This window comes from Shinella sp. GW821-FHT11G07, from assembly GCF_058808115.1.
Genome location: NZ_JBXARJ010000023.1, coordinates 34829 through 57132 on the forward strand (window position 1 = coordinate 34829; position 22304 = coordinate 57132).

At 62.2% G+C, this 22304-nt stretch carries 22 protein-coding genes; 14 read left to right on the forward strand and 8 right to left on the reverse strand.

The features are described 5' to 3' along the window. Window positions 1-20: 20 nt before the first annotated feature. Window positions 21-791: a helix-turn-helix transcriptional regulator gene (locus AC1RT2_RS29965; RefSeq protein WP_493107867.1), complete on the forward strand. Its 771-nt coding sequence runs from the start codon at window positions 21-23 to the stop codon at window positions 789-791. A gap of 22 nt (window positions 792-813) precedes the next feature. Here the strand turns inward: AC1RT2_RS29965 and AC1RT2_RS29970 are convergent, their stop codons facing one another. Next, window positions 814-2145, reverse strand: coding sequence for an APC family permease (locus AC1RT2_RS29970; protein WP_493107869.1), 1332 nt, complete (start codon window positions 2143-2145; stop codon window positions 814-816). 332 nt (window positions 2146-2477) lie between these two features. On the opposite strand from AC1RT2_RS29970, the gene AC1RT2_RS29975 reads away from it, so the two are divergent. Genes AC1RT2_RS29975 through AC1RT2_RS29985 form a run of 3 tightly spaced genes read left to right on the forward strand, consistent with a single transcriptional unit; the run spans window position 2478 to window position 5748 of the window. Further along, window positions 2478-2936: a (2Fe-2S)-binding protein gene (locus tag AC1RT2_RS29975; protein ID WP_493107940.1), complete on the forward strand. Its 459-nt coding sequence runs from the start codon at window positions 2478-2480 to the stop codon at window positions 2934-2936. A gap of 3 nt (window positions 2937-2939) precedes the next feature. Then, window positions 2940-5093, forward strand: coding sequence for a xanthine dehydrogenase family protein molybdopterin-binding subunit (locus tag AC1RT2_RS29980; protein WP_493107871.1), 2154 nt, complete (start codon window positions 2940-2942; stop codon window positions 5091-5093). A 13-nt stretch (window positions 5094-5106) separates the two neighbouring features. Then, window positions 5107-5748 carry an Isoquinoline 1-oxidoreductase subunit gene (locus AC1RT2_RS29985; RefSeq protein WP_493107873.1) on the forward strand — a complete coding sequence of 214 codons (642 nt, stop codon included), beginning with the start codon at window positions 5107-5109 and terminating at the stop codon, window positions 5746-5748. A gap of 102 nt (window positions 5749-5850) precedes the next feature. On the opposite strand, the gene AC1RT2_RS29990 is transcribed toward AC1RT2_RS29985, so the two are convergent. Both AC1RT2_RS29990 and AC1RT2_RS29995 read right to left on the reverse strand, forming a co-directional pair. Then, window positions 5851-6798: an MYG1 family protein gene (locus AC1RT2_RS29990; protein ID WP_493107875.1), complete on the reverse strand. Its 948-nt coding sequence runs from the start codon at window positions 6796-6798 to the stop codon at window positions 5851-5853. 109 nt (window positions 6799-6907) lie between these two features. Next, complete coding sequence (locus tag AC1RT2_RS29995; RefSeq protein WP_493107877.1) at window positions 6908-8380, reverse strand: sensor domain-containing diguanylate cyclase; 1473 nt, start codon at window positions 8378-8380, stop codon at window positions 6908-6910. A gap of 273 nt (window positions 8381-8653) precedes the next feature. Here AC1RT2_RS29995 and AC1RT2_RS30000 point away from each other — a divergent pair, with 273 nt between their 5' ends. Next, on the forward strand, window positions 8654-9922 hold the full coding sequence (locus tag AC1RT2_RS30000) for an SfnB family sulfur acquisition oxidoreductase (protein WP_493107879.1): 1269 nt from the start codon (window positions 8654-8656) through the stop codon (window positions 9920-9922). A 61-nt stretch (window positions 9923-9983) separates the two neighbouring features. Next, a complete protein-coding gene (locus AC1RT2_RS30005) occupies window positions 9984-10388 on the forward strand; it encodes a RidA family protein (protein ID WP_493107881.1) in 405 nt (134 codons plus the stop codon). Window positions 10389-10454: 66 nt separating this feature from the next. On the opposite strand, the gene cysE is transcribed toward AC1RT2_RS30005, so the two are convergent. The 3 genes from cysE to AC1RT2_RS30020 all read right to left on the reverse strand — a co-directional run bounded on the left by cysE (window position 10455) and on the right by AC1RT2_RS30020 (window position 12400). Beyond that, window positions 10455-11303: a serine O-acetyltransferase gene (gene cysE, locus AC1RT2_RS30010; RefSeq protein ID WP_493107883.1), complete on the reverse strand. Its 849-nt coding sequence runs from the start codon at window positions 11301-11303 to the stop codon at window positions 10455-10457. Between the two features lie 26 nt (window positions 11304-11329). Then, window positions 11330-11665 (reverse strand): protein tyrosine phosphatase family protein, encoded by a 336-nt coding sequence (locus tag AC1RT2_RS30015; protein WP_493107885.1) that lies wholly within the window; start codon window positions 11663-11665, stop codon window positions 11330-11332. Window positions 11666-12073: 408 nt separating this feature from the next. Next, entirely contained in the window at window positions 12074-12400 is a 327-nt protein-coding gene (locus AC1RT2_RS30020; RefSeq protein ID WP_069063759.1) for an ArsR/SmtB family transcription factor, read from the reverse strand. Between the two features lie 81 nt (window positions 12401-12481). Here AC1RT2_RS30020 and AC1RT2_RS30025 point away from each other — a divergent pair, with 81 nt between their 5' ends. The 8 genes from AC1RT2_RS30025 (at window position 12482) to AC1RT2_RS30060 (ending at window position 18813) form a co-directional block, all read left to right on the forward strand. After that, window positions 12482-12832 (forward strand): putative quinol monooxygenase, encoded by a 351-nt coding sequence (locus tag AC1RT2_RS30025; RefSeq protein WP_083243155.1) that lies wholly within the window; start codon window positions 12482-12484, stop codon window positions 12830-12832. A gap of 190 nt (window positions 12833-13022) precedes the next feature. Continuing rightward, window positions 13023-15230 (forward strand): methyl-accepting chemotaxis protein, encoded by a 2208-nt coding sequence (locus AC1RT2_RS30030; protein WP_493107888.1) that lies wholly within the window; start codon window positions 13023-13025, stop codon window positions 15228-15230. Between the two features lie 274 nt (window positions 15231-15504). Next, window positions 15505-15837 (forward strand): hypothetical protein, encoded by a 333-nt coding sequence (locus tag AC1RT2_RS30035; RefSeq protein ID WP_493107890.1) that lies wholly within the window; start codon window positions 15505-15507, stop codon window positions 15835-15837. After that, window positions 15827-16210 (forward strand): hypothetical protein, encoded by a 384-nt coding sequence (locus tag AC1RT2_RS30040; protein WP_069063081.1) that lies wholly within the window; start codon window positions 15827-15829, stop codon window positions 16208-16210. Before AC1RT2_RS30035 ends, AC1RT2_RS30040 begins: the two co-directional genes overlap by 11 nt. An 8-nt stretch (window positions 16211-16218) precedes the next feature. Then, window positions 16219-16386: a hypothetical protein gene (locus AC1RT2_RS30045; protein WP_150130170.1), complete on the forward strand. Its 168-nt coding sequence runs from the start codon at window positions 16219-16221 to the stop codon at window positions 16384-16386. A gap of 13 nt (window positions 16387-16399) precedes the next feature. Then, entirely contained in the window at window positions 16400-17797 is a 1398-nt protein-coding gene (locus tag AC1RT2_RS30050) for an APC family permease (RefSeq protein WP_493107893.1), read from the forward strand. Window positions 17798-17855: 58 nt separating this feature from the next. Further along, window positions 17856-18554 (forward strand): hypothetical protein, encoded by a 699-nt coding sequence (locus AC1RT2_RS30055; protein ID WP_493107895.1) that lies wholly within the window; start codon window positions 17856-17858, stop codon window positions 18552-18554. Window positions 18555-18564: 10 nt separating this feature from the next. Continuing rightward, window positions 18565-18813 (forward strand): hypothetical protein, encoded by a 249-nt coding sequence (locus AC1RT2_RS30060; RefSeq protein ID WP_069063084.1) that lies wholly within the window; start codon window positions 18565-18567, stop codon window positions 18811-18813. 181 nt (window positions 18814-18994) lie between these two features. Here AC1RT2_RS30060 and AC1RT2_RS30065 read toward each other — a convergent pair whose 3' ends face one another. After that, window positions 18995-21238, reverse strand: a complete 2244-nt coding sequence (locus AC1RT2_RS30065; protein ID WP_493107897.1) for a methyl-accepting chemotaxis protein — start codon at window positions 21236-21238, stop codon at window positions 18995-18997. Between the two features lie 166 nt (window positions 21239-21404). Beyond that, the gene (locus AC1RT2_RS30070) at window positions 21405-22286 is read right to left on the reverse strand and encodes a dihydrodipicolinate synthase family protein (protein WP_493107899.1); all 882 of its coding nucleotides are present in this window, start codon (window positions 22284-22286) and stop codon (window positions 21405-21407) included. Between the last annotated feature and the right edge of the window lie 18 nt (window positions 22287-22304).

Sequence of the window (22304 nt, forward strand, 5' to 3'; positions counted from 1 at the left end):
AAAAGACAAGGGGAAAGAACGTGGCGACAAGACCAGGCGCGGCGGGCGCCTATATAGACCTGTGGCATTCCGGCCTCGCCGAGGCCGTGGTGGCGCTCGGGGAACCTGCATTTCCCGAGGCGTTGGAGCGTTCGCTTCGTCATCTTGTCTCCTTCGAGATGATGAACGGCTTTGCCTATGCCCCGGGCGGCAAGGCCTTCGACCTCGACAATGCGCGCATTGCCGGCGACCGCACCACCATCGTCGACCACTATCTCGCTGGTGCCTATATCCTTGACCCCTTCTACGATGCGGTGCGCGACGGGCGCGACGGCGTGCTGGTCATGCGGCGCCTGGCACCCGATCGTTTTGCCGAGACGGAATATTTCCGCCGCCACTACCGTGCGACGGGCATCGTCGACGAGATCGGCTTCATCCTGAAGCTGCGCCATGCCGATGCGGTGCTCTCGCTGTCGCGCATGGGGGATGCGCGGCCCTTTTCCAACCGGGACATCACCCGACTGGAAAGCGCAGCCCCTCTCCTCCAGGCGCTGGCGGAACGCCATTGGCGTGAGCGCTTCACCCTGCCGGGGGAAGACGAACGGGCGGCGCCGACGATCAGCCACCCCCTGCTTTCCAGACGGGAACTGGAGATCGTGACCCTCATTCTCAAGGGTCATTCGAGCTATTCCATCGCCGCCATGCTCGGCCTTTCGCCCAACACCGTCAAGGTCCACCGCCGCCAGGCCTATGCCAAGCTCACCATTTCCAGCCAGGCGGAACTGTTTCATCTCTTCCTCAGCCGGCGCTAGGCAAGGCCGGCAAGAGCGGTGATCATTCCTGAAATTCCACTTCCGGCGGAGCAAGCTGGAAGAAGCGCGTAAGATAGGCAAGGTAACCGACACCGATCACCAGCCAGATGACGCCGAGAAGTTTGGCGTGGCCATCGAGGTTCCACAGCAGGAACAGGTCGCAGAGCGCGCCGGCCGCGGGAACCACGAGCCCTAGCACCGGGCCAAGCGGCCGGACGATGGCATTGCCCTTGAGATAGAGCGCAATGACCGAGACGTTGACCGCGGTGAAGGCAAGGAACGCACCAAAATTGATGAAGGAGGTGGAGGTCGTCACGTCCAGCGTCAGGGCCAAGAGGCCGACGATGCCGACGAAGACGAGGTTGAGCACGGGCGTGCGCCATTTCTCATGCAACTGGCCAAAGATGCTGGCCGGCAGCACGCCGTCGCGGCCCATGGCGAAGAGCAGCCGGCCGACGCTTGCCTGCGCCGCGAGGCCGGAGGTGAACTGGGCGACCACAAGCGTTGCCAGGAACACGGTAACGAAGAGATCGCCACCGATCATCAGCGCGATTTCCGAGGCGGCCGAATCCACCGCAGCGAATTCACCGCCCGGATGGGCAAGCTGCGTCATATAGGCGGAACCGGTAAAAATGAGCCCCCCGATCACCGCGATGATCATGATCGCCTTCGGCATGGTGCGCGTCGGATCGCGGGTTTCTTCCGTCAGCGTCGAGACGGCATCAAAGCCGAGGAACGAATAGGCCGCGATCGCCGCACCGGCGACGGAAGCGCTGAATGGCACCCCGGGCTCGAAGAACGGTCGCACAGAGGCTAGCCCGCCGACGCCGTTGAGCGCTACGACGTAGCGCGCGGCAAGCGCAAGAAAGATGAGCAGCACGGAAAGCTGCACCAGCATCAGCACAACATTCACCCGGTTGGCAAAGGCGATACCGATGACGTTGACGGCTGTCGTCAGAACGATGAAGCCGACGATCCAGAGCCAGGCGGGCACCGCCGGGAAGGCGGCCGTCAGATAGGCCGCGCCGATCAGCCATATGACCATGGGCAGGAAGAAGTAATCGAGCAGCACCGCCCAGCCGACGAGAAAGCCAGCGCCCGGATTCAACGATCTTCGCGCATAGCTATAGGCGGATCCGGCGACCGGATAGACTTTTGCCATGATGCCGTAGCTTGCCGCCGTCAGGAAAATCGCCAGCGCCGCGATGAAGTAGGCCATCGCCGTGGTTCCCTGGCTCGCCGATGCCAAGGCGCCGAACGTGCCGAACACGATCATCGGCGTCATATAGGCAAGGCCGAACAATACGACGGACCACAAGCCAAGGGTCCGGTCGAGTTTGATAGTCTGCGTCATGCTCCCCTCCTCCAAATAACGATGTGAAGGGTCAAGGAAGATAGCTTTGAAGCCAATAACCCCAGGGTACTATATGCTTGTCACATGCTGCACCGATGCCGCTGAACAATCCAGCTCGGCGTCCATGCCGGCTGGCCGCGCAATGCCCCGGGGCTCATCTCGACCCCGGGGCCTCAGCCCCCGGACGCTGTCACACGCATTTGACTTGATCCGCCAACACCGAACCGCCTTAATCCTCTCTTTCGCTCAGTCCCTTTTCATCTTCGACTGACGCCATATGTCTTTGACGATAAGCCCGCCCCCACTCGGCTCCTTTGGAAGGAAGCATGGACATGGTGACTTTCACGCTCAATGGAAAAGAACGCAGTTTCGATGGGGATCCCGATACGCCGCTTTTGTGGGTCATCCGGGATTTCGAGAAGCTGACAGGCACGAAATACGGGTGCGGCGTCGCACAGTGCGGGGCTTGCACCGTGCATCTCGACGGCATGCCGCGGCGCTCCTGCATCACGCCGATTGCGATGATCGATGGCTCGGACGTGGTGACGATCGAAGGAATCTCAGGCAAGGAGGCGCAAGCCGTCCAGACCGCCTGGACGGGGCTCGACGTGCCGCAATGCGGCTACTGTCAATCCGGCCAGATCATGTCGGCGGTGGCTCTCTTGCAGATGGTGCCCAAGCCGACGGACGATGAGATCGACGGCGCCATGACCGGAAATCTCTGTCGATGCGCCACCTACCATCGCATTCGCGCGGCCATCCACAATGCCGCCAATTCGATGGAGGGTTGAGCGATGACGATCCATGACATCACAACCACCCGCCGCGGTTTCCTCGCCGGAGCAGGCCTCGTCATCAGCGTGGCAATCGCGCCGAAATTCCTTGCGGCCGCACCAACAGGCGTTCCCGCCGGCGGCGCGGCCGAGCTCGTGCCGATGAACGCCTTCGTCAAGATCGGCACGGACGACACCGTCACCGTGCTGTCAAAACATATCGAGTTCGGCCAGGGGCCATTCACGGGACTGGCGACGCTTGTCGCGGAAGAGCTCGATGCCGACTGGAGCCAGATGCGCGCGGTCCACTCGCCGACCGACAACAAGATCTATGCCAATCTCGCCTTTGGCCTGCAGGGCACCGGCGGGTCAAGCTCGATTGCCAATGCCTACGAGCAGATGCGCAAGGCGGGTGCCACCGCGCGCGCCATGCTCATCGCCGCCGCTGCCGAGGAATGGAACGTGCCGGCGACGGAAATCACCGTCGAGAAAGGCCGGCTGAAACATGTCGGATCGTCCAGGGAAAGCGGCTTCGGCGCCTTCGCGGACAAGGCCGCGACACAAACGGTGCCTCAGGACCCGAAACTGAAGGATCCCAAGGACTTCGTTCTGATCGGAACGGACCTGCCGAAACTCGACACCGTTGGCAAGACCAACGGCACGGCGATCTTCACGCTCGACATCACGCCCGATGGCCTGCTCACCGCCGTCGTCGCCCATCCCAAGCATTTTGGCGCGACGGTGAAATCCTTCGACGACGGCGAGGCCCGCAAGGTACGCGGTGTGGTCGACGTCAAGCAGATCCCGCAGGGCATAGCGGTCTATGCGGACAACACCTTTTCGGCGCTGAAGGGGCGCGATGCGCTCCAGATCGAATGGGACCTCGCCAAGGCGGAGACCCGGTCTTCCGCGGAACTGGCCGCCGAATATGTACGCCACTTTAACGAACCGGGCCTCGAGGCCACGAATACCGGCAATGTCGACGAGGCCTTCCGGCAGGACGGGCTCCAGACGGTGGAAGCCGAAATCGTCTTTCCCTTCCTCGCCCATGCGCCCATGGAGCCGCTCGACGCCGTGTTCATCAAGGCGGCGGACGGCTCCGTCGATATCTACAACGGCGCACAGTTCCCGGGCTTCGACCAGCAGGTGGCGACAGAGATCCTCAAGCTGGACGAATCGAAGGTCCGCGTGAACACGCAGCTCGCCGGCGGCAGTTTCGGCCGCAAGGCGCAGTTCGGCTCACCCTATATGCAGGAAGCCGCGATGGTGTATGCGGCGATCGGCGGCGAGCGGCCGCTCAAGCACATGTGGACCCGCGAGGACGACATCCAGGGCGGGTTCTACCGCCCGATGTATGCCCACAAGATGCGCGGCGCGATCGATGCCGAGGGCCGGATCACAGCCTGGGAGCAGGTCATCGTCGGCCAGTCGATCATGGCCAAGGCAGACCTCGATACCACCTCGGTGGAGGGAGCCTCGAACCTGCCCTACCGCATTCCCAACCTGAAGGTCACCTCCCACAATGTGACGCTCCCGATCCCACCGCTCTGGTGGCGCTCCGTCGGGCATACCCATACCGGCTTCGCCGTCGAGACCTTCGTCGATGAGCTGCTGGCGCGTGTGGGCCGCGACCCGGTGGAAGGCAGGCTTGCGCTTCTCGACAAAGAGTCGCGCCATGCCGGCGTTCTGCGCAAGGCGGCCGAGATGGCGGACTGGGGATCGACCCCGCCGGAGGGGCGAGCCCGCGGCGTGGCGGTCGTCGAAAGCTTCGGTTCGTTCGTCGCACAGGTGGCGGAGGTGTCCGTCGGGTCCGATGGCGCGCCACGCGTCCACAAAGTGTGGTGCGCGGTCGATTGTGGCGTTGCCGTCAATCCCAACATCATCAAGGCGCAGATGGAGGGCGGCATCGGCTACGGGCTGGGCGCCGTGCTCTTCGACGCCATCACCCTTGGCAAGGGTGGGCGGATCATGCAGTCGAATTTCCACGACTACCGTTCGATCCGCATCAACGAAATGCCCGACATAGCGGTGGTGATTATCAGGTCTGCGGAAAGTCCGACCGGTGTCGGCGAACCCGGCGTGCCTCCCGTGGGGCCGGCGGTCGCCAATGCGTGGCGAAAGCTGACAAACGCTCCGGTGCGTCAGCTTCCCATCGTCAGTCTCATTTCCGCGTGAGGGATACCGTCAGATGAAAATCAAACTTCTCTTTTCGGGCGTCGCGGCACACTGTCTTATCGTCGGCGCGGGCATCCTGCTCGCTCCGGCGGTCGTGGCGCAAAACACCAATTCGCTGCGCCCCGCAGAATCCTTCCAGTCGATTTCCGATGAACGGGCGCGCTCGCTCGCCCTCTTCGAGGAAGCCGGCAAGGTCATCCAGCATCCGCGGTGCGTCAATTGTCATCCGGCGACGGATCGCCCGCTGCAAGGCATGTCGATGCATCCGCACCAGCCGCCGGTCTTCCGGGGCGACGGAGGCATGGGCCTCGTGGGCATGCAGTGCAACACCTGCCACAGCGAACAGAACACGCCCGTCATCGGCCAGGCGGATACCCTGAAGAGCATACCCGGCAATCCCGCCTGGCACCTCGCCCCGATCGAGATGGCCTGGGAGGGCAAGACGCTTGGCCAGATCTGCACGCAGTTGAAGGACCCAGCGCGCAATGGCGACAAGACCATGGTCGAAATCGTCGAGCATATGGCCAAGGACGACCTGGTCGGATGGGGATGGCATCCCGGCGATGGCCGCGAGCCGGCTCCGGGCACACAGGAAGAGTTCGGAAAGATCATCCAGGCGTGGGTCGACACCGGGGCGATCTGTCCGCCTGGATAGAGGGAAGCCGGCGTAGAGATCCGCTGGCAAAGGCCTGCTGCACGTTCGCCCTACGGTTCAGGATGGAGCGAATACGGCTTGGAAGGCTGCCTCACCGCAGGATCATGCGGTGAGAGCGGCTGGCGACTGTGAACTCAGGGCCTGCGCGACCGCGATCCTCGCCATCTCAAGCGCGGCCTCACGCGTCTTTGCAGCGGCGATGAAGCGGCCGTTGTGGCAGAATGTTGCGCCGGCAACGCCGCAGGCGGTTTCGAGATGCTGACCGGTAAGGCCGGCCCAGGCCGCCGGCAGATCGGCGCGCAGTTCAAACCCTTCGCTCGACCGCCGAACACCTGTCAGGCACCAATCGGTGTCGCGCGGATGGACGACGAAGAGGATATGGTCGGCGCCGGCCTTTACGATCGCCGGCCGGAAGGGCATTCCCATGGGAAGTTCCAGCACATGGCCTTCTCCCGTCGCCTCTATTGCCTGGCGCACGATCGATTGTGCCCGCAGCTTGGCGGCACTCTGCCTTATGCTCGCCTCCACAAAACTGCGCGCAATCGAAAGCGCATCGTGGAACGCAAGGTTGTCCGCATCCGGCTCCGTCTCGTCGAAGACGGGCTTCAGCGTCTCCAGAAGGACGGGCAGCGTCAGCTTGGCCATTGCGCCGGCGGCCGATGGGCTCAAAGCGCCGTTGTCCATGAGATCGACCGGCAAGACGAAGTCCGCATCGAAGCCTGCATGAACGGTTTCGATATCCTCGGCCGGAACGCCGAAAGCAGCGAGATAGTCCCGCCCGAACTGGCGCCAGATCAGGCCGAACGAACTGAACGGCTGGCCGTCATCGCGCAGCGGCGCCCCGCGTTGATGGTGATCGAAAATCCCGGCATCCGGATCATAGGCCCCACCAACATCGTAGATGATCCGGTCGGTGCCAGGCGTGATCCATTCGGGCGCCCGGCTGCGGATCAGGCGCGCGTCGGGAAAAAGACGCGTCAGGACGACACTCGACAGAAGTTCATCCGCGTGGAAGCCCCCGGAATGCGTGACGAGAAATTCTGGGGTCATACCGGTCAAACTTTCGGAAATTTTGCGGATACGTTCGAGTACGTTCGATATCGACTCGATCGCCTCAATTCAAGACACCTATAGCCGCTCCCGACGTGATGTCCGATGATCAGGTGGCGCGTCGCACTGATCGAGCCTTGGCAACGCCGCTGACACCATTCGCCTCGTAATAGGCCCGCTTATGCTCGTACATCTGAACATCCGCGCGCCTTACTACACTCTCGATCGTTTCGCCGCCCTCGCTGGTGGCGGCTCCAAACGACATGCGTAGCGGCGCGCTCGAATAGAACTGGTTGTTGATCTTGAGCAGCTCGCTGATGGTTTCGGCCATGGTCACCGCCGCTTTCGCATCCGCGCCGGGCATGAGAACGGCGAACTCGTCGCCACCGATCCGGCAGGCGTGGTTGGGCTGTGCGACGGCGCCGTTCAGAATTTCCCCGAAGCGGCGCAGCAAGGCGTCACCCGCATCGTGCCCGAGCTGGTCGTTGGCTTCCTTCAGGCCGTTGAGGTCGAAGATGATCGTCGAAACGGGACGCAGCGACTTTCGTTCCAGCCGATTGATCTCTTCCGCATAGAAGGCCCGGTTGTAGAGCTTGGTCAGCACATCGTGCTTGCCGAGATATTCGAGGTAGGCCTCCGCCTTCTTGCGCGCGGTGATGTCGGTAAGGGCGACCTGTACACGGGACCAATCGAGCTCATGTCCCGGGAAGACGGAGAAATGCAGCAGGATGTGGCGCACGGTGCCGTCAAGCGCATAGTTCACAACCTCGCGATGATGAAAGAGGTTTCCATTCCACAATTCGATGAGCTGTTCGCGGAACGGCTTTTCCATGTCGTCGCGGAAAACATCGCTTAGTCGATGCAGCAACTGGTTTCGCTCGGTCGCGCAAAACAGGTCGAGCGTCGCGCGGTTGACGTCGATGACGCGAATTTCACTCATGCATTGGCGCACGAATTCAGGATGCACGTCCATGAACGTGCGGAAATCGGTGATGCCGCGCGCGCGGATGTCTTCGAGCAGCAGCCTGATCCGGCTGAAATCCTCGATCCACAACGAGACCGGCGAGTGCTCGAAAATGCCTTCCGCATGACGCCTCTGCACGGCCTCTGCCCGTCGCGCATCCTCGCGTGCGGTAATATCTTCGGTCGTCAACAGCAGTTTGCCGAGCGACGTCTCGTAGCCCGGCATGACGGTTCCCCGAAGCTGGATATCGAGGCGGCGGCCGGAAATCGTATAGTTCGACGTGGTGCTCTCGAAACCCAGCTCGCCATCAAACAGCTTCGCCAGCTCGATCACATGCGTTTCGAGCATGTCGCCGCGAAAGATGGTCGACAGGTTGGCGCGCAAATGGTCGATATCATCGGCCTCGAAGAGTTCCAGCACCTTCCTGTTGACGGCAAGCACCTTGATATGCTGCGAGCATTGCGCAACACGGTCCCTGTCCTCGTTGAGAAACGTCCGGATATCCATCACGCCCTGGGCGCGCCACGTGTCGAAGAGCGCCTTGACCTCGCTGAAATCCTCGATCCACATGGCTGTGGGGGCGAGGTTGAAGATATCGGAATCGAAGGTCTCGGACATGAGTCACCGGAGGTTGGGACGTGCAACGCCATGGGAGGCGAAGGTCCCTTTTACCGGCAATAGGTAAACCGAGGTTGAAGTGCCGGCAGGCCTGCCGTCGGCCAGCCCAAGCCGCTCTCACAGGCGCAAGAGGCATGAAAGGCATCGAACCCCGCTGGCGGGAGACGATCCTTCGAAGAATTTTCCACAAGTCCGCCTTCTTATAATATATAATATCTATGGATTTTATATTTAAATTGCCACTCTCGCCTGACCAGACAGGAGAGCATCGCCATGGGGATTATCGAAAAACAGCCTATCGATTACACGCAGCATCCGCGCGTGAATTCGGATGATACGGTTCCGCCGCGGCCGCGGCCGCAGGTGCCCGCCCATATTATCAAGAGCGATGACGAGGCGATCGCCGTCGCTAAGCGTCTCGCCGCCGATTTCGCGCCGGGCGCTGCCCTTCGCGACAGGGAGGGCCTGCTTCCGATCGCCGAGATCGACGCCTATTCGCAGAGCGGCCTGTGGGGCATCAACATTCCGAAGGCCTATGGCGGCCCCGGCGTGTCCTACAAAACGCTGGCGCGCGTAATCGCCATTCTCGCCGCCGCCGATCCGTCGATCGCCCAGATCACGCAGAACCACCTCGCCATCAACGGCCATATCGATCTCGACGGCACGGAGGAGCAGAAGAAGGAGTTCTTCGGCTGGGTTCTCTCCGGCCTGCGCTTCGGCAATGCCTTTTCAGAGCTGAACAGCAAGACCGTCGCCGCCTTCGAGACGCGCGTCACCATTGACGGCGACGAGGCTGTGGTGAACGGCGAAAAGTTCTATACGACTGGCGCCCTGCTCTCCCATTTCATCCCGATCGTCGCGGTCGATGCGCAAGAACAGGGTTATCTTGTCTTCGCCGAGCGGGACACGCCCGGCATCACGGTGACGAACAACTGGTCGAGCTTCGGCCAGCGCACCACCGCCTCGGGCTCGGTGAGGATCGACAACGTGCGCGTGCCGAAGAGCCGCCTGCTGCCCGTCGCGGCGTTCGACCGGCCGACCATCGCCGGCCCCGTCTCGCAGATCATCCAGGCCGCCATCGACGCGGGTATCGCGCGCGGGGCGATCGAAGACGCGATCGCCTTCATCAAGACGCAGAGTCGGCCATGGATCGACAGCGGCAAGGAGACCGCGGGCGAGGACCCCTTCACCATCGCCGCCATCGGCGACCTGAAGATCAGGCTGCATGCGGCCGAAGCCCTGCTTGGCATCGCCGGCGAGGCCATCGACGCCGGTCTTGAGAATTCGACGGAGGAGACGATCACCGACGCGACCGTCAAGACCGCCGAGGCCAAGGTATTGACGACGGAAATCGCAATCCTTGCCACGAACAAACTGTTCGAACTGGCGGGCACGCGCTCAACGCTCGCAAAACACAATCTCGACCGCCACTGGCGCAATGCGCGGGCGCATACGCTGCACGATCCCGTGCGCTGGAAGTTCTTCCACGTCGGAAACTTCTATCTCAACGGCATCAACCCGCCGCGCCATCCCTGGAGCTGACAGCGGATCGGGTGCCGGCCGCCGTGCCGGCGCCCGATCTTCGAACTGGATTTTTGCCCCCATGCCGACACTGCACCGCCACTTCGTCGCCGACGCCCCCCCGCCGCCAAAAACCGCCCGCTATGCGCACGCCGTGGAAGCGGGAGGCCTGCTCCACGTGACAGGCCAGTTGCCGATAGACCCAGAGGATCCGCAGGCGCCCCTCCCCGCCTCGATCGGGGCCCAGACCGAACGCGTCTTCCGCAATCTCCGCCATATCCTCGATGCCGCCGGATATCGTATGGAAGACACCGTCTTCGCGCGTATCTATCTCACGAACTTCGCCCGCGACTATGCCGGCCTCAACGCAATCTACCACCAGCATTTCAGCGAGGATTACAATCTGCCGGCCCGCACGACCGTCGGCGTCGCGGCACTCGGACGCGACGCGCTTGTGGAGATAGACCTCGTCGTGGCGAAGGCCTGACGGGCGGCGCAATCGGGAGATTTCAGGAACGGAAAAAGGCCTCTAAATTCAGCGGCCTCGCCCTCGTCATATCATGTATTCCGGTTCGCTGAGCGTCTGGTCCATGGTGATACCCGGCAGCGCGGTGTGCGGTTTGCCGATCGGTCTCGCCGGCACGCCGACGACCGACGTATAAGGTGCGACCGGCGCGACCACGACGCTGCCCGCACCAACTTTGGCGCCGATGCCGATCTCGATATTGCCGAGGATTTTCGCACCCGCGCCGATCAGCACGCCGCGGCGGACCTTCGGATGCCGGTCACCGGTGTCCTTGCCGGTACCGCCGAGCGTAACATTCTGCAGGATGGAAACATCGTCCTCCACGACTGCCGTCTCGCCGATGACAAGGCCACTGCCATGGTCCAGCATGATGCCGCGCCCCATCTCGGCGGCCGGATGGATATCGATGGCAAGGACCTCCGAAATCCGGCTCTGGATGTGGCGGGCGAGATGGCGGCGGCCCGTCGTCCAGAGCCAGTGGGCAACGCGGTGGCCCTGCAGCGCGGAAAAACCCTTGAAATACAGGAAGGGGATCAAGACTTCGCTGTTGCTCGGATCGCGGTCTTTCACCGCCTGGAGATCGGCTGTCGCAGCACCGAGTAGGCTCGGCCGATCGATATAGGCGCCGTAGATCAGCGCTAGCAACTCGTCGCGATCGACGTCGTGGTCGGCAAGCTTGACCGCCAAGCGGTGCGAGAGCGCATGGCCGAAACTCGCATGCATCAGCACGGCGGACCCCATGGCCCGGGCCAGCGCCTGGTCGCGGTGGACTGCCGCACCGGCCTCCAGCCGCAGGGTTTCCCAAAGTGCCGTGACTTCACGGCGGGCGACGTCCTCGACGGGGAGGAAGACCACATTGCTTTCCTGTCCGGGCATGGGCGGCTCCAACGATTTGCGGTGGATCAAAGTGGCTGAAGCGCCTGTTCGTAAATCTTCGTCGAGCGCGCGCCTGAGCGGCAATAGCCGAGAACAGGCCCCGGCAGGTCACGCAGCGCCTGAGCCATGCTGTCGACCGCGTCGCTCGTCAGCCCTGCTGGAACGACGGGTATATGCCGCACCTCCATGCCGAGTTGGGCAGCACGCGCGGCGATCGTGGAGAATTCAGGCTGGTCGGCCTGCTCATGGTCCGGGCGATGACAGACGATCGACCGGAAACCCAGCAGGCTGACGATATCGACATCCTCGGCTTCGATCTGGGGCGATACCGAGTAGTCATCATTGATCTTGCGGATATCCATCAGGCAGTCCTTCTTCTCGCAACGGAAACTTGATCGGCATGCAAGGCCTGTTGGCGCACATTTCTGCGCCGCAGCGCCTTGCCACGCGAAGGACTGACGTCATTCAAATCGCAACGTTCTGGCGCCACCGCATATCGCGCCTCGCTCATCGACGAGACATGACCGGCCGCGGATAGGCGGTTGAAACTGCCTGCAAGGCGAAACAGCCTGAATGTGGACATCGGTATCCTCCAATCTGGCTTGATAATTCTCTATAAATTTTGTCAATTAAAGAAATCAGGCACTCTTTCGCGGACGCTTTGTGGAAAAGAACGCTCCAGTGTGCCGCGATCGAACGGCTGGTTCACACGCGGGCTTGCAGTGGAACCCAGCGTTACGCTGATAGCAGCTCGGCCATGCCGATCATGGTCAAGCGGCCGGCTCGCCGTCCCCTTCCGCCTGAACCAGGTCGAGCAGGCCGGGCAAGCGTCTGTCGATCTCATCACGCCGGAGGGTCGCCGCCCGGCTGTTGCCGCGATCGACCTGACGGATCAGCCCGGCCTCCCGAAGAACACGGAAATGATGCGTCAGCGTCGCCTTGCTGACCGGAAGCCCGAATGACACACAGGTACGATCCGTGCCTGTAGGTGCCTGCGCCAGTTCCATGACGACGCGTCGCCGCAGAGGATCGGCCAGTGCTGACAAGACAGCGCCGAGCGTGATTTCGTCCTCGTCCGGATGGCCTTCCTTATCCATGATCTTCATTCCAAAGGTACGGATTGCATCATACCTATTGCAATGATAGGTACGAACAGAACCGTACCATAAGGAGACCCTATGTCGAGCCCTGCCTTGAACCTCCCGGCGCCAGAACGAGACGAATCGAGCCCCTATGCGCTGGTCGGCCAGGCACGCGCCAAGCCCGGAAAAGCCGAAGCGCTGCAGGCCGCCCTCCTCGCGCTTGTCGGACCGACGCGCAAAGAAGACGGTGCGCTACAGTACCATGTGCATCGCGACCGGGATGATCCTGATGTCTTTGTCTTCTACGAGGTTTGGGCGAGCGTCGCTCACCTCGAGGCTCACCTCTCGCAACCCTATGTGCAGAGTTTTCTTCAGTCGCGCCACACGCTGCTCGCCGGCGATCTGGACGTCCGTTGGCTGCGAATGGCGAGCCCCTATCAGGCATGAATGCCGGCGGAGGCGACACCGCAGGACGGCATGTCGAACGCTCCGCCGCGCGGGCGAATGGTGTCTGCAACCGAGTGCAATTCGTTAAGCATAAAACCCTAAGCTTCGCCAAATGGGCTGTTGCCAGCGTCATGGGGGGAGTCTCGTCCAAGAGCGAAACAATCGAGGACGAGCATTTGGGGGATTGAAAATGCTTTTCCGATCGGCCACTGGCCGGAATATTCTGTCTGTTGCCGCATGCGGCGTGATCGCGACGATTGCCGCCTCGGCCGTGCTTTTTTATCGATCCTATGAGGACGTCCGAAGCACCAGCCTGGAGCGCATGCTGCAGATCGCAAAGTCCGAAGCCCTGGTTTCCGAGAAGGAAATCGGCGGCACGGTGCATATCATAAACAACCTGGCCTCGGTTCTGGAAACCATAAAGGAAGGCGGCGACGCCAACCGCGGCAAGGCCGACGATATCCTGCGCGACATGCTCGAAAGCAACCCGAACATTCTGGCACTTTGGACCGGCTGGGAGCCGGACGCCTTCGACGGCAAGGATGCCGACTTTGCCGGAAAGGCAGGATACGATGCGACGGGACGCTACGTTCCCTACTGGGTTCGCGGCGGCAAGGGCCAGATCACCAACACGGCCCTCACCGACTATGCGACGGCAGGTCCCGGCGACTACTATCAGCTTCCGTTCACAACGCAGAAGACAGTCGTCATCGAGCCGTATCCCTATGCGATCGACGGCAAGGACGTCCTGATCACCTCGGTCGCCAAACCGATCGTCGTCGATGGCAAGACGCTCGGCGTTGCCGGCCTCGATCTTTCCCTTGAGGACACAAGCAAGGCGCTCGCGGCCGTCCGTCCCATGGGCACGGGCTTCCTCAGCCTCGTTACCAGTGCCGGCAAGATCGTCGGCCATCCCGATCCGGCATTGATCGGCAAGAGCCTGGTCGATGGCGGCGCGCAAACGGCAGGTTGGGATGCACTCATTGCAAATCCCGGTGTTGAGCGGGAAGTGACGGCGTCGGATGGGACGGTTCATTTCGCGGTGGCCACGCCCGTCTCGCTGACGGCTGACATGAAGTGGTATGCCATCGTCTCCGTGCCGAAAAGCACGGTGCTTGCGCAGCTCGACGCCATGATGCGTGACGCGCTGGCCATCATCGTGACCGCAACGGTGCTGCTTGCGCTCGCCGGCTGGCTTATCGCGCGTCGTTTCATAGGCCGCATCTCCAACATCATCGGCGAGACGGCGCAGATCGCACAAGGAAACCTTCAGCTCAGCCTGAAGGACAGCGGGATCAAGGACGAGATCGGCGATCTTGCCCGCTCGCTCGAAGTGCTGCTGGAGAACAACAGGGAAAAGGCCCGGCTCGAACGCGAGGCAGAATCCAACCGCAATCTCAGTGAAGAAGAACGCGCCACGCAACAGCGGAAAGCGGCAAAGGAAGCGGCTGACGTGAAGTTTGCGATCGACAGCCTGGCGGGCGCATTGGCGAAGCTTTCGGAGGGAGATGTTTCCTTCCGCATCACGCAGCCGTTCGTGGCACAGCTCGATTCCGTTCGAAACGACTTCAACAACTCCGCCGCGAAGCTGCAGGACGCGTTGGTCCATGTATCGGAGAATGCACGGGGCATCGATGCCGGCGCCAACGAAATCAAGTCCGCGGCCGACGACCTGGCGAAGCGCACCGAGCAGCAAGCCGCCGCCGTTGAAGAAACCGCAGCGGCTCTGGAACAGATAACCACGACGGTGCGAGACGCAGCAAAGCGTGCCCATGAGGCGGGCCAGCTGGTCGCCCGCACCCGCGTCGGGGCGGAGCGCTCGGGAGAGGTGGTTCGCCAGGCCGTGGGCGCCATGGAACGCATCGAAAAATCCTCGAACGAAATTTCCAACATTATCAGCGTCATCGACGAGATCGCTTTCCAGACCAACCTGCTGGCGTTGAATGCGGGCGTGGAAGCAGCCCGGGCCGGTGAAGCCGGCAAGGGCTTTGCGGTCGTGGCGCAGGAAGTTCGCGAGCTTGCCCAGCGCTCGGCAAACGCCGCCAAGGAGATCAAGGCGCTTATTTCGGCGTCAAATCTCCATGTCGGGGAAGGTGTTCAGCTGGTTGGCAATACCGGCACGGCTCTGGATGCCATCGTCACCGAGGTGCAGGAAATCAACCTGCACGTCGCCGCGATCGTGGAATCCGCGCAGGAGCAGGCATCGGGCCTCCAGCAGATCAATACGGCCGTGAACCAGATGGACCAGGACACCCAGAAGAACGCGGCAATGGTCGAGGAAACGACTGCCGCAAGCCATAGTCTCGCTATGGAAGTCAATGCGCTGAACCGGCTGCTGAGCCAGTTCGAGCTAGGTTCGGGAACAGGCGCGGGTTATCGCGCTCGAAAAGCCGCCTGATACCGATTTGCCTGTGGTGATCGCCGGAACGGTCGGCGATCACCACCGCCAATTGATTGGCGCTCCGACAGACCGCACGTCCTGAACGCCGGTAACCAGCACAAATCGTCTCACCATTTTCAGCCGCACGATCGCGCGCGGCGGCGGCGGTGGATTCGTTCCAAGATGCGACAAAATCACACAGGCGTCGCTTGACTTCTGAGGTCACGGGTTCATATTCCTCCAGCGAAATTAAATTGCCTAAAAGGCAAAATTCGCTTCGGGAGGAGAACGAATGGTATCGCATAGCGGAGGTGCTGACGTGCACTTCGCGCGGCGCATCGACCAGATGCACGCGCGCGACCGGGCAAGCCTCATTGTATTCGTCGTCGTGCTGTGGTGCACGATGCTTTTTGCATTTTTCATCGTTTGGCCGTTTATTTCCGTGCCGGCCATTCGCATCATTCTTGCGGTCTTCTGCGCGCTGGTGTTGCTCTTCAACACGGCGGCGATCGTTGCCATGCTGCGGCACTACGTCGAAGACAAAGAGTTCATTTACGGCCTTGATCTCAAGCATCTCGACGAGATGCGGGCCCGCCGGCGCGGAGGGGAGCATCATGGCGTATAAGCCCCCGAAACAAAGCCTCGGCGGACAGATCTTCGACGTGTTGACGCTTCTGGCGCTGACCGTGGGGGCGCTGTACATCCCGCTCTATCTCGGCCTCGCCGGGGCGGCCAAGACGCCGGCGCCGATCGAGAACCCGACCTGGGAAGCGCTCGGCCAGAACGCCAACGAACAGGCCCAGTGGGCGGCACTCGGCTATACCGATCCTGCCGCCGTCAACGACATGATCACCGCCCGCTTCGATTATTCCTTCAGCTGGTCGGCCCTCATCATCATGGCCGTCCTCGTCATCGGCTACTTCATCCTCGTGGTGAGGCTCTCCGACAAGGAGTACCGCGACGTGATCGAAGAGCGCTTCGGCCCCAAAAAGAAATAGGCGACGACATGGATACCTGGAACATCCTGGAATACGCCGCGTGGGCGCTCTCGGCGCTTTTCGCCATCCTGATGCTCACCGACATGGCGCGCATCGACACCACCTATGACAACGACCTGCTGACCTCATCGCGCGAAGGCGAGATAGAGGCCGAGGCCGAGCGACACGTGATCTGAGGGGGCTGCGGCAATGTCGAACACCAATGCGAATGCCGGCCAACCGGCAAGACTGCAGCTTTTGCGCGTCCTCGGCCCCGCCCACATCTGGGCGCTTGGCGTGGGCATCGTTCTCGTCGGCGAATATATGGGCTGGAACTTCTCGGTGGGCAAAGGCGGCATGATCGCTGGCCTGGTCGCCTGCTGGGTCGCCGGCCTGCTCTACACGTGCGTCGCCATGATCGATTCCGAGGTGACCTCGACGGTTGCGGCCGCCGGCGGACAATATGCCCAGGCAAAACACATCGTCGGCCCGCTCATGGCCTTCAATGTGGGTCTCTTTCTGGTCATGGCCTACACGATGCTCGAAGCCGGTAACGCGATCACGATCGGCTTCCTGCTGGATACCGTCGCCGGGTTGCAGGGGCACAGCGGCCTCAATCAGCAACCCTTCATTGTGCTGGCGATCATGTTCCTTGCCTGGCTGAACTATCGCGGCGTCCTTGCGACGCTGACGTTCAACCTGGTCATCACGGCGATCGCATTTCTCGCCATTGTCACACTGTTTCTAGTCGTGCAATTGGGCGGCTCCGCCGTACCGCTCGACTTTTCCGCCGTGACGACCGATCCGATGCCCTATGGCTGGGTCGGCATCATCGCCGCGCTGCATTTCGGCCTGTGGTTCTATCTCGGGATCGAAGGCACCTGCCAGGCGGCAGAGGAAGTGCGCTCACCCGCCCGTTCGCTGCCCTACGGCACGATGGCGGGCATCATGACGCTGTTGATTGCCGCAACGATGACCTGGTATGTATGCTCCGGCCTCATCCCCTGGGAATACCTTGGCCAGGCCGGCACGCCACTGTTCGATGCCGCCCGGGTGACAGGAAACAGCGGCCTCATGGTGCTGCTCTTCGTCGGTACGATGTTCTCGACCCTCGCCTCGGCCAACGGTTGCATCAACGATGCGTCCCGCGCGTGGTTCTCCATGGGCCGCGACCGCTACCTGCCGATCTGGTTCGGTGCAGTACATCCCGTCTACCGCACACCCTATCGCTCGATCGTCTTTCTCGTACCGATCGCGCTGATCTTCGCGCTGGGCGCACCGCTCGACCAGGTCGTGACCTTCTCGATCCTGTCCGGCCTGCTCGGCTATACGTTCATGACCTTCAACATGGTGATGTTCCGTAACAAATGGCCACTGGGGAGCATCAAACGCGGATATGTCCACCCGTTCCATCCCCTGCCGACCATCGTGTTGCTGCTGCTTTGCGGCACGGCCTACTTCGCGGTGTTCCTGGGGTACGGCACGCAGCTCATCGCCATGACGGGCTTCTACATCGTGGCTTCGCTGTGGTTCCACTTCCGTCGCTACCGCTATGTGCGGCGCGGCGACCAGTTTACCATGCCGTGGCCGAGGCCCGAGGGCTACTGAAGAAACAGTTGGCGGCCTTGCGACCGCCAACGCCTGACACTTCCTGCTGTATGGTCACATGATTCTTTCCCAGGCCCTGTTCCTGATCCTCTCATTGGCCGCATGCGCCCTTCTCGCGGTGCTCGCGACCAGGGAGCATCGCAAGACGATGACGCAGCGGCATCGGCTGCTGGAAGAGGCGGGGGCGGTCCTGAAGGCCCCTCGTTTCGGGCTTTCCGCCGATCACCATCCTGTCGTGAGCGGGGTTCTGGAGGATGGCACCCAGGTGACGCTCGATGTCGTCACCGATACGATGGTGACACGCCGGCTGCCGCAGCTTTGGCTGAGGGTCACGCTGCAAGACGGCGTTCCTCACCTCTGGCCGGCAATCGGCGTGCTCGCGCGGCCGACCGGGTCGGAGTACTATTCGGCAGTGCATGGCCTGAACGAATGGCTGACGCCGCCGATGTCGCAGGTTCCCATGCTCATGCGCGGCAGCGCGAACGCCAGGGATGAGCAGTGGCAACCCTTGCGGCATAGCCTTGCCGGCCTGGTCGCGGACCCACGACTAAAGGAGGCTGTCGTCACGCCGCGCATGATCCGCGTGGTGGTGCAGGCCGCGGAAGGCGAGCGATCGGCTCATCTCCTGCTGCGGCAGGCGCGCTTCGCCGTCGATACCGTGCCCCAGAGCACGATACGCCAGGCGCTCGATCTCGCCATGGAGCTCCGCTCGCTCGCGGGCAGTGCTGCGCAACGCGCAGCGGTTAGCATCACCTAAGGACTGTGCAATGGGAAAAGAACCCAATCCCTATCTCGTTCTCGCCCTTGCCGTCGCTTTACCGGGCGCGGGTCATGTGGCGATAGGAGAGCCGCGGCGCGGGCTCACCTTCGCCCTCTTCGTCATGCTCTTCTCGATCCTCACCTTCATGACGACGACGCCGGATCAATCATTCATCGGCCGGCACGCCGGTGGCCTTTTCATCTGGGCCCTGTCCATTCCGGATGCCTATCGCCGGGCGCGGTTGGCGCGGCTTTAAGCATCAAGGGTCCGAGGGCGTCGGCCAACTCAAGGTTCATCATCGCGAGGCAAGAGGCTTACGGCAAAGCCGCACAGCACGACACGCGCCGAACCTCTCGGGTTCGACGCGTGTCGTATCAGCAGTGATGTAGTCTATCCGCTCCTGGCCGTCTCGTCTCGGAGCGGCGCCAGTGATGGCTTTAGAATTCTTCCCAGGAATCCTTGTCGACCGCGACTGCCGCCGAACCCCGGGCGGTGAAGGCGTTGGCAATGCGATTGACCATGTTGCGGGCGGGCGAGTTCGAAGGGGCTGCATGAGCGGCCGCCAAAGCGGGTGCCGCACGGCGTGCCGGGGAGCCCGCAGATGTGCCGCTTCCCAGCTGGAACCGCGCAACCACATCGCGCAGCCGGGCCGCCTCGTTCGCGAGCGTAGCACCGGCAGCATTGGCTTCTTCCACCATTGCCGCATTCTGCTGTGTCACCTGGTCCATCTGGTTGACGGCCGTGTTTACCTCGGTCAACCCGATCGACTGCTCGCGGGATGAGGTCGTGATCGCATCCATGTGCTGGTTGATGGTGACGATATAGCCTTCGATCGTCTTGAGGGCCGCACCCGTCTGGCTGACGAGATGAACGCCGCTTTCGACCTCGACGGACGAATTGTTGATCAGGCCCTTGATTTCCTTCGCGGCCATTGCGGAACGCTGCGCAAGCTCGCGGACTTCCTGTGCGACGACGGCGAACCCCTTGCCGGCTTCACCGGCACGCGCCGCTTCGACGCCCGCATTGAGCGCAAGCAGGTTGGTCTGGAAGGCGATGTCGTCGATGACGCCGATGATGTTCGAGATCTGGTTCGAAGATTGCTCGATCTTGCCCATCGCATCGACAGCCTTCGCAACCACCTCGCCCGACTGGCTGGCACTCTGGTTCGCCTGAATGGCGACCGTACGGGCCTCCTCGACGCGCTTGGAAGAGTTCGCGACATTGGTCGTGATCTGGTCGAGGGCGGCGGCGGTTTCTTCCAGCGACGCGGCCTGCTGCTCGGTACGCTTGGAAAGGTCGTCGGCGCTCTGGCTGATTTCGCGAGAGCCGCTGTCGATGGAGCCCGTCGCATCAGCCACGGCCGACATCGTATCGCGCAACTGCCGCACGGCGCGGTTGAAGTCGTCGCGCAGGCTCTCGAACTCCTCGGAGAACGACTGGTTCAGCTGAACGGCGAGATTGCCGGAAGCGAGCTGTTGCAGACCGCCGGCAAGCCCGCTGGTCGCCAGTTCCATCGCTTCCGCGCGTATGCGCTCCTGTTCGGCCGTGATGCGCCGATGCTCTTCGGACTGATCGCGCAGGGCTTCCGCCTGCTGTTCGAGTTGGCGTGCCTTGAGGCCGTTATCCTTGAAGACCTTGACCGCGCGCGCCATCGCGCCGACCTCGTCGGGACGCGCGTCACCTTCGACGGTTGCCGTGAGATCCCCGCCGGCCAGCCGCGTCATGGTGCCGGTGAGGCGACCGAGCGTACCGGCCAGCGCGCGGGCGAAGAGGAAGAAGCCGAGAAGCGACAGCAGCGAAACCACGACCGTGCCGGCGACCGTCATCCACACGGCTGTTTTGCCGTCGTTGACGACAGCGCTGACGTCGGACGCAATCTCCATGATGCCGATCTTGGTGCCGGAATAGTTGTTGAACGGCACGGCCTTGACGACGAACGTCGTGTCACCGGCGCTCACGCGCTTCTGAACTGCCTCTCCGGCGAAGGCCGCCGTCAGGTCGTCTTCGGAAAGCAATGAAGCCTCGGTCGTCGATGCCTGCTTTGCCAGCTTGCCGTCGACAAGGATATGGACCGCAACCTCGCCGCCGATGCGCGCGGCGAGCGGTTCGAAGTAGGCGTTCGTCAAGCTGGTCCCGACGTCAACGACGCCGACGGTCTCGCCGCCGCTGACGACGGGCGCGGAAGCGAACATGCTGACTGCGGTGCGGCCCGGCTCGATGCCCGCCACGAGCTTGCCGCTCGACAGGGCCTCGACAACGGTCTTGCGGCGGCCCTTCATGTCGTCGCCGAACTTATCCGGCGTATGGATGCGTGCGACGGCCTCGCCCTTCGCGTTGATGAAGGTCATCAGCTGCAGACCGCCTTCGCTGACAACGACGGGCCAGGCGGCCGCATGCCGGGCAATGATCTCGTCGCGGGCATTGCTGGTGATCAGGCCGGCGACCTCGGGCTCGGCGGCGAGCGTCAGCGCAAGAGCGGAAGCAGCTTTGCGCTGGGCTGCCATGTCGGTCTCGATCAGCGCCAGGTCGCTCGCGACTTCCCGCTGCAAGGCATCATCGGTCGCAATCGACTGCCGGTACCAGGCCGTCCCTCCGATCGCAACGCTGGAAAATAGCACTGCCGCAAAGCCGCAGGCTGTTATCGTAATCCACAAAGGACGTTTAATATCGATTTCGGGCATATCATCACCTTGATACAACTTGAGTGGCATCAGAGATGGTTGATTAAACTCAATTTTGAGTAAATTTGCCGACTCGAAAAATACATCGCTATTTCTTGTAGCCCGGGTCGTTTCAGGCTGCCGCACAGGAGCTGCAGCGCTCCTGTGCGGCCTCGCCGAAGAGTGTTCAAAGCAGCCCGTATTGGCGCAGGATATCCGCAATGCGGGCGTCCTGCTCGGCATTCGGCAGCAAAGCCGGCTGGCGGCTGGCGCCGACGGAGGTGTCCTGCAGGTAGAGGGCGCGCTTGACCATGGCGGGTGCAAAACCGAGCGCGTAGAGGTCCGTGCGGAAGGCGGCGAAGATCGCCTGCTGCTTTTCCGCCTCGGCGGCATCACCTCCATTGACGGCCTTCAGGATGCCGGCAAGGACATGCGGCATGGCATTGCCAAGGCCGGAAATGCAGCCGGCGGCGCCGTTTTGCAAGGCCCAAAGCACCAGATGGTCGGGGCCGGAATAGACCGCGAAACCCTCGACCTCCTTCGCCACCTGAAGATAGGCCTCCAGCGTCTCCTTCGCCCCGCCCGAATCCTTGATGCCGGCGATGTTGCCGTGGCCGGAAAGTGTGCGGGCGGTTTCCGCTTCGATGTGGTTCTGCGTGCGGGCCGGAATGTCGTAGAGGTAGACCGGCGTCGTCACCGCGTCCGCCACGGTCGAGAAATGACGGATGAGGCCGTCCTGCGTGCAGGCGATGAAAAAGGGCGTGATGACGGCGATACCATCGACGCCGATGCGGTCGAACTCGCGGGCCAGCTTTATCGTCTCGAAAGTCGCCGGCATGCCGGCATTGACGATCACCTTGACGCGACCGCCGACCTCGTCGACCACCTCTTCCGTCAAGCGCACTTTCTCTTCAAAGGTCAGCGCCGTGAAGTCGCCGTTGGTGCCCGCACACATGATGTTGTTGCCGACCTCGACCTGTCGGCGGACCTGCGCTCGCGTCGCCTGGTAATTGATGGTTTCGTCCTCGTTGAAGCAGGTGACGAGGGCCACGAAGGCTTGCTTGGTCATGGGTGATGTTCCTTTTCG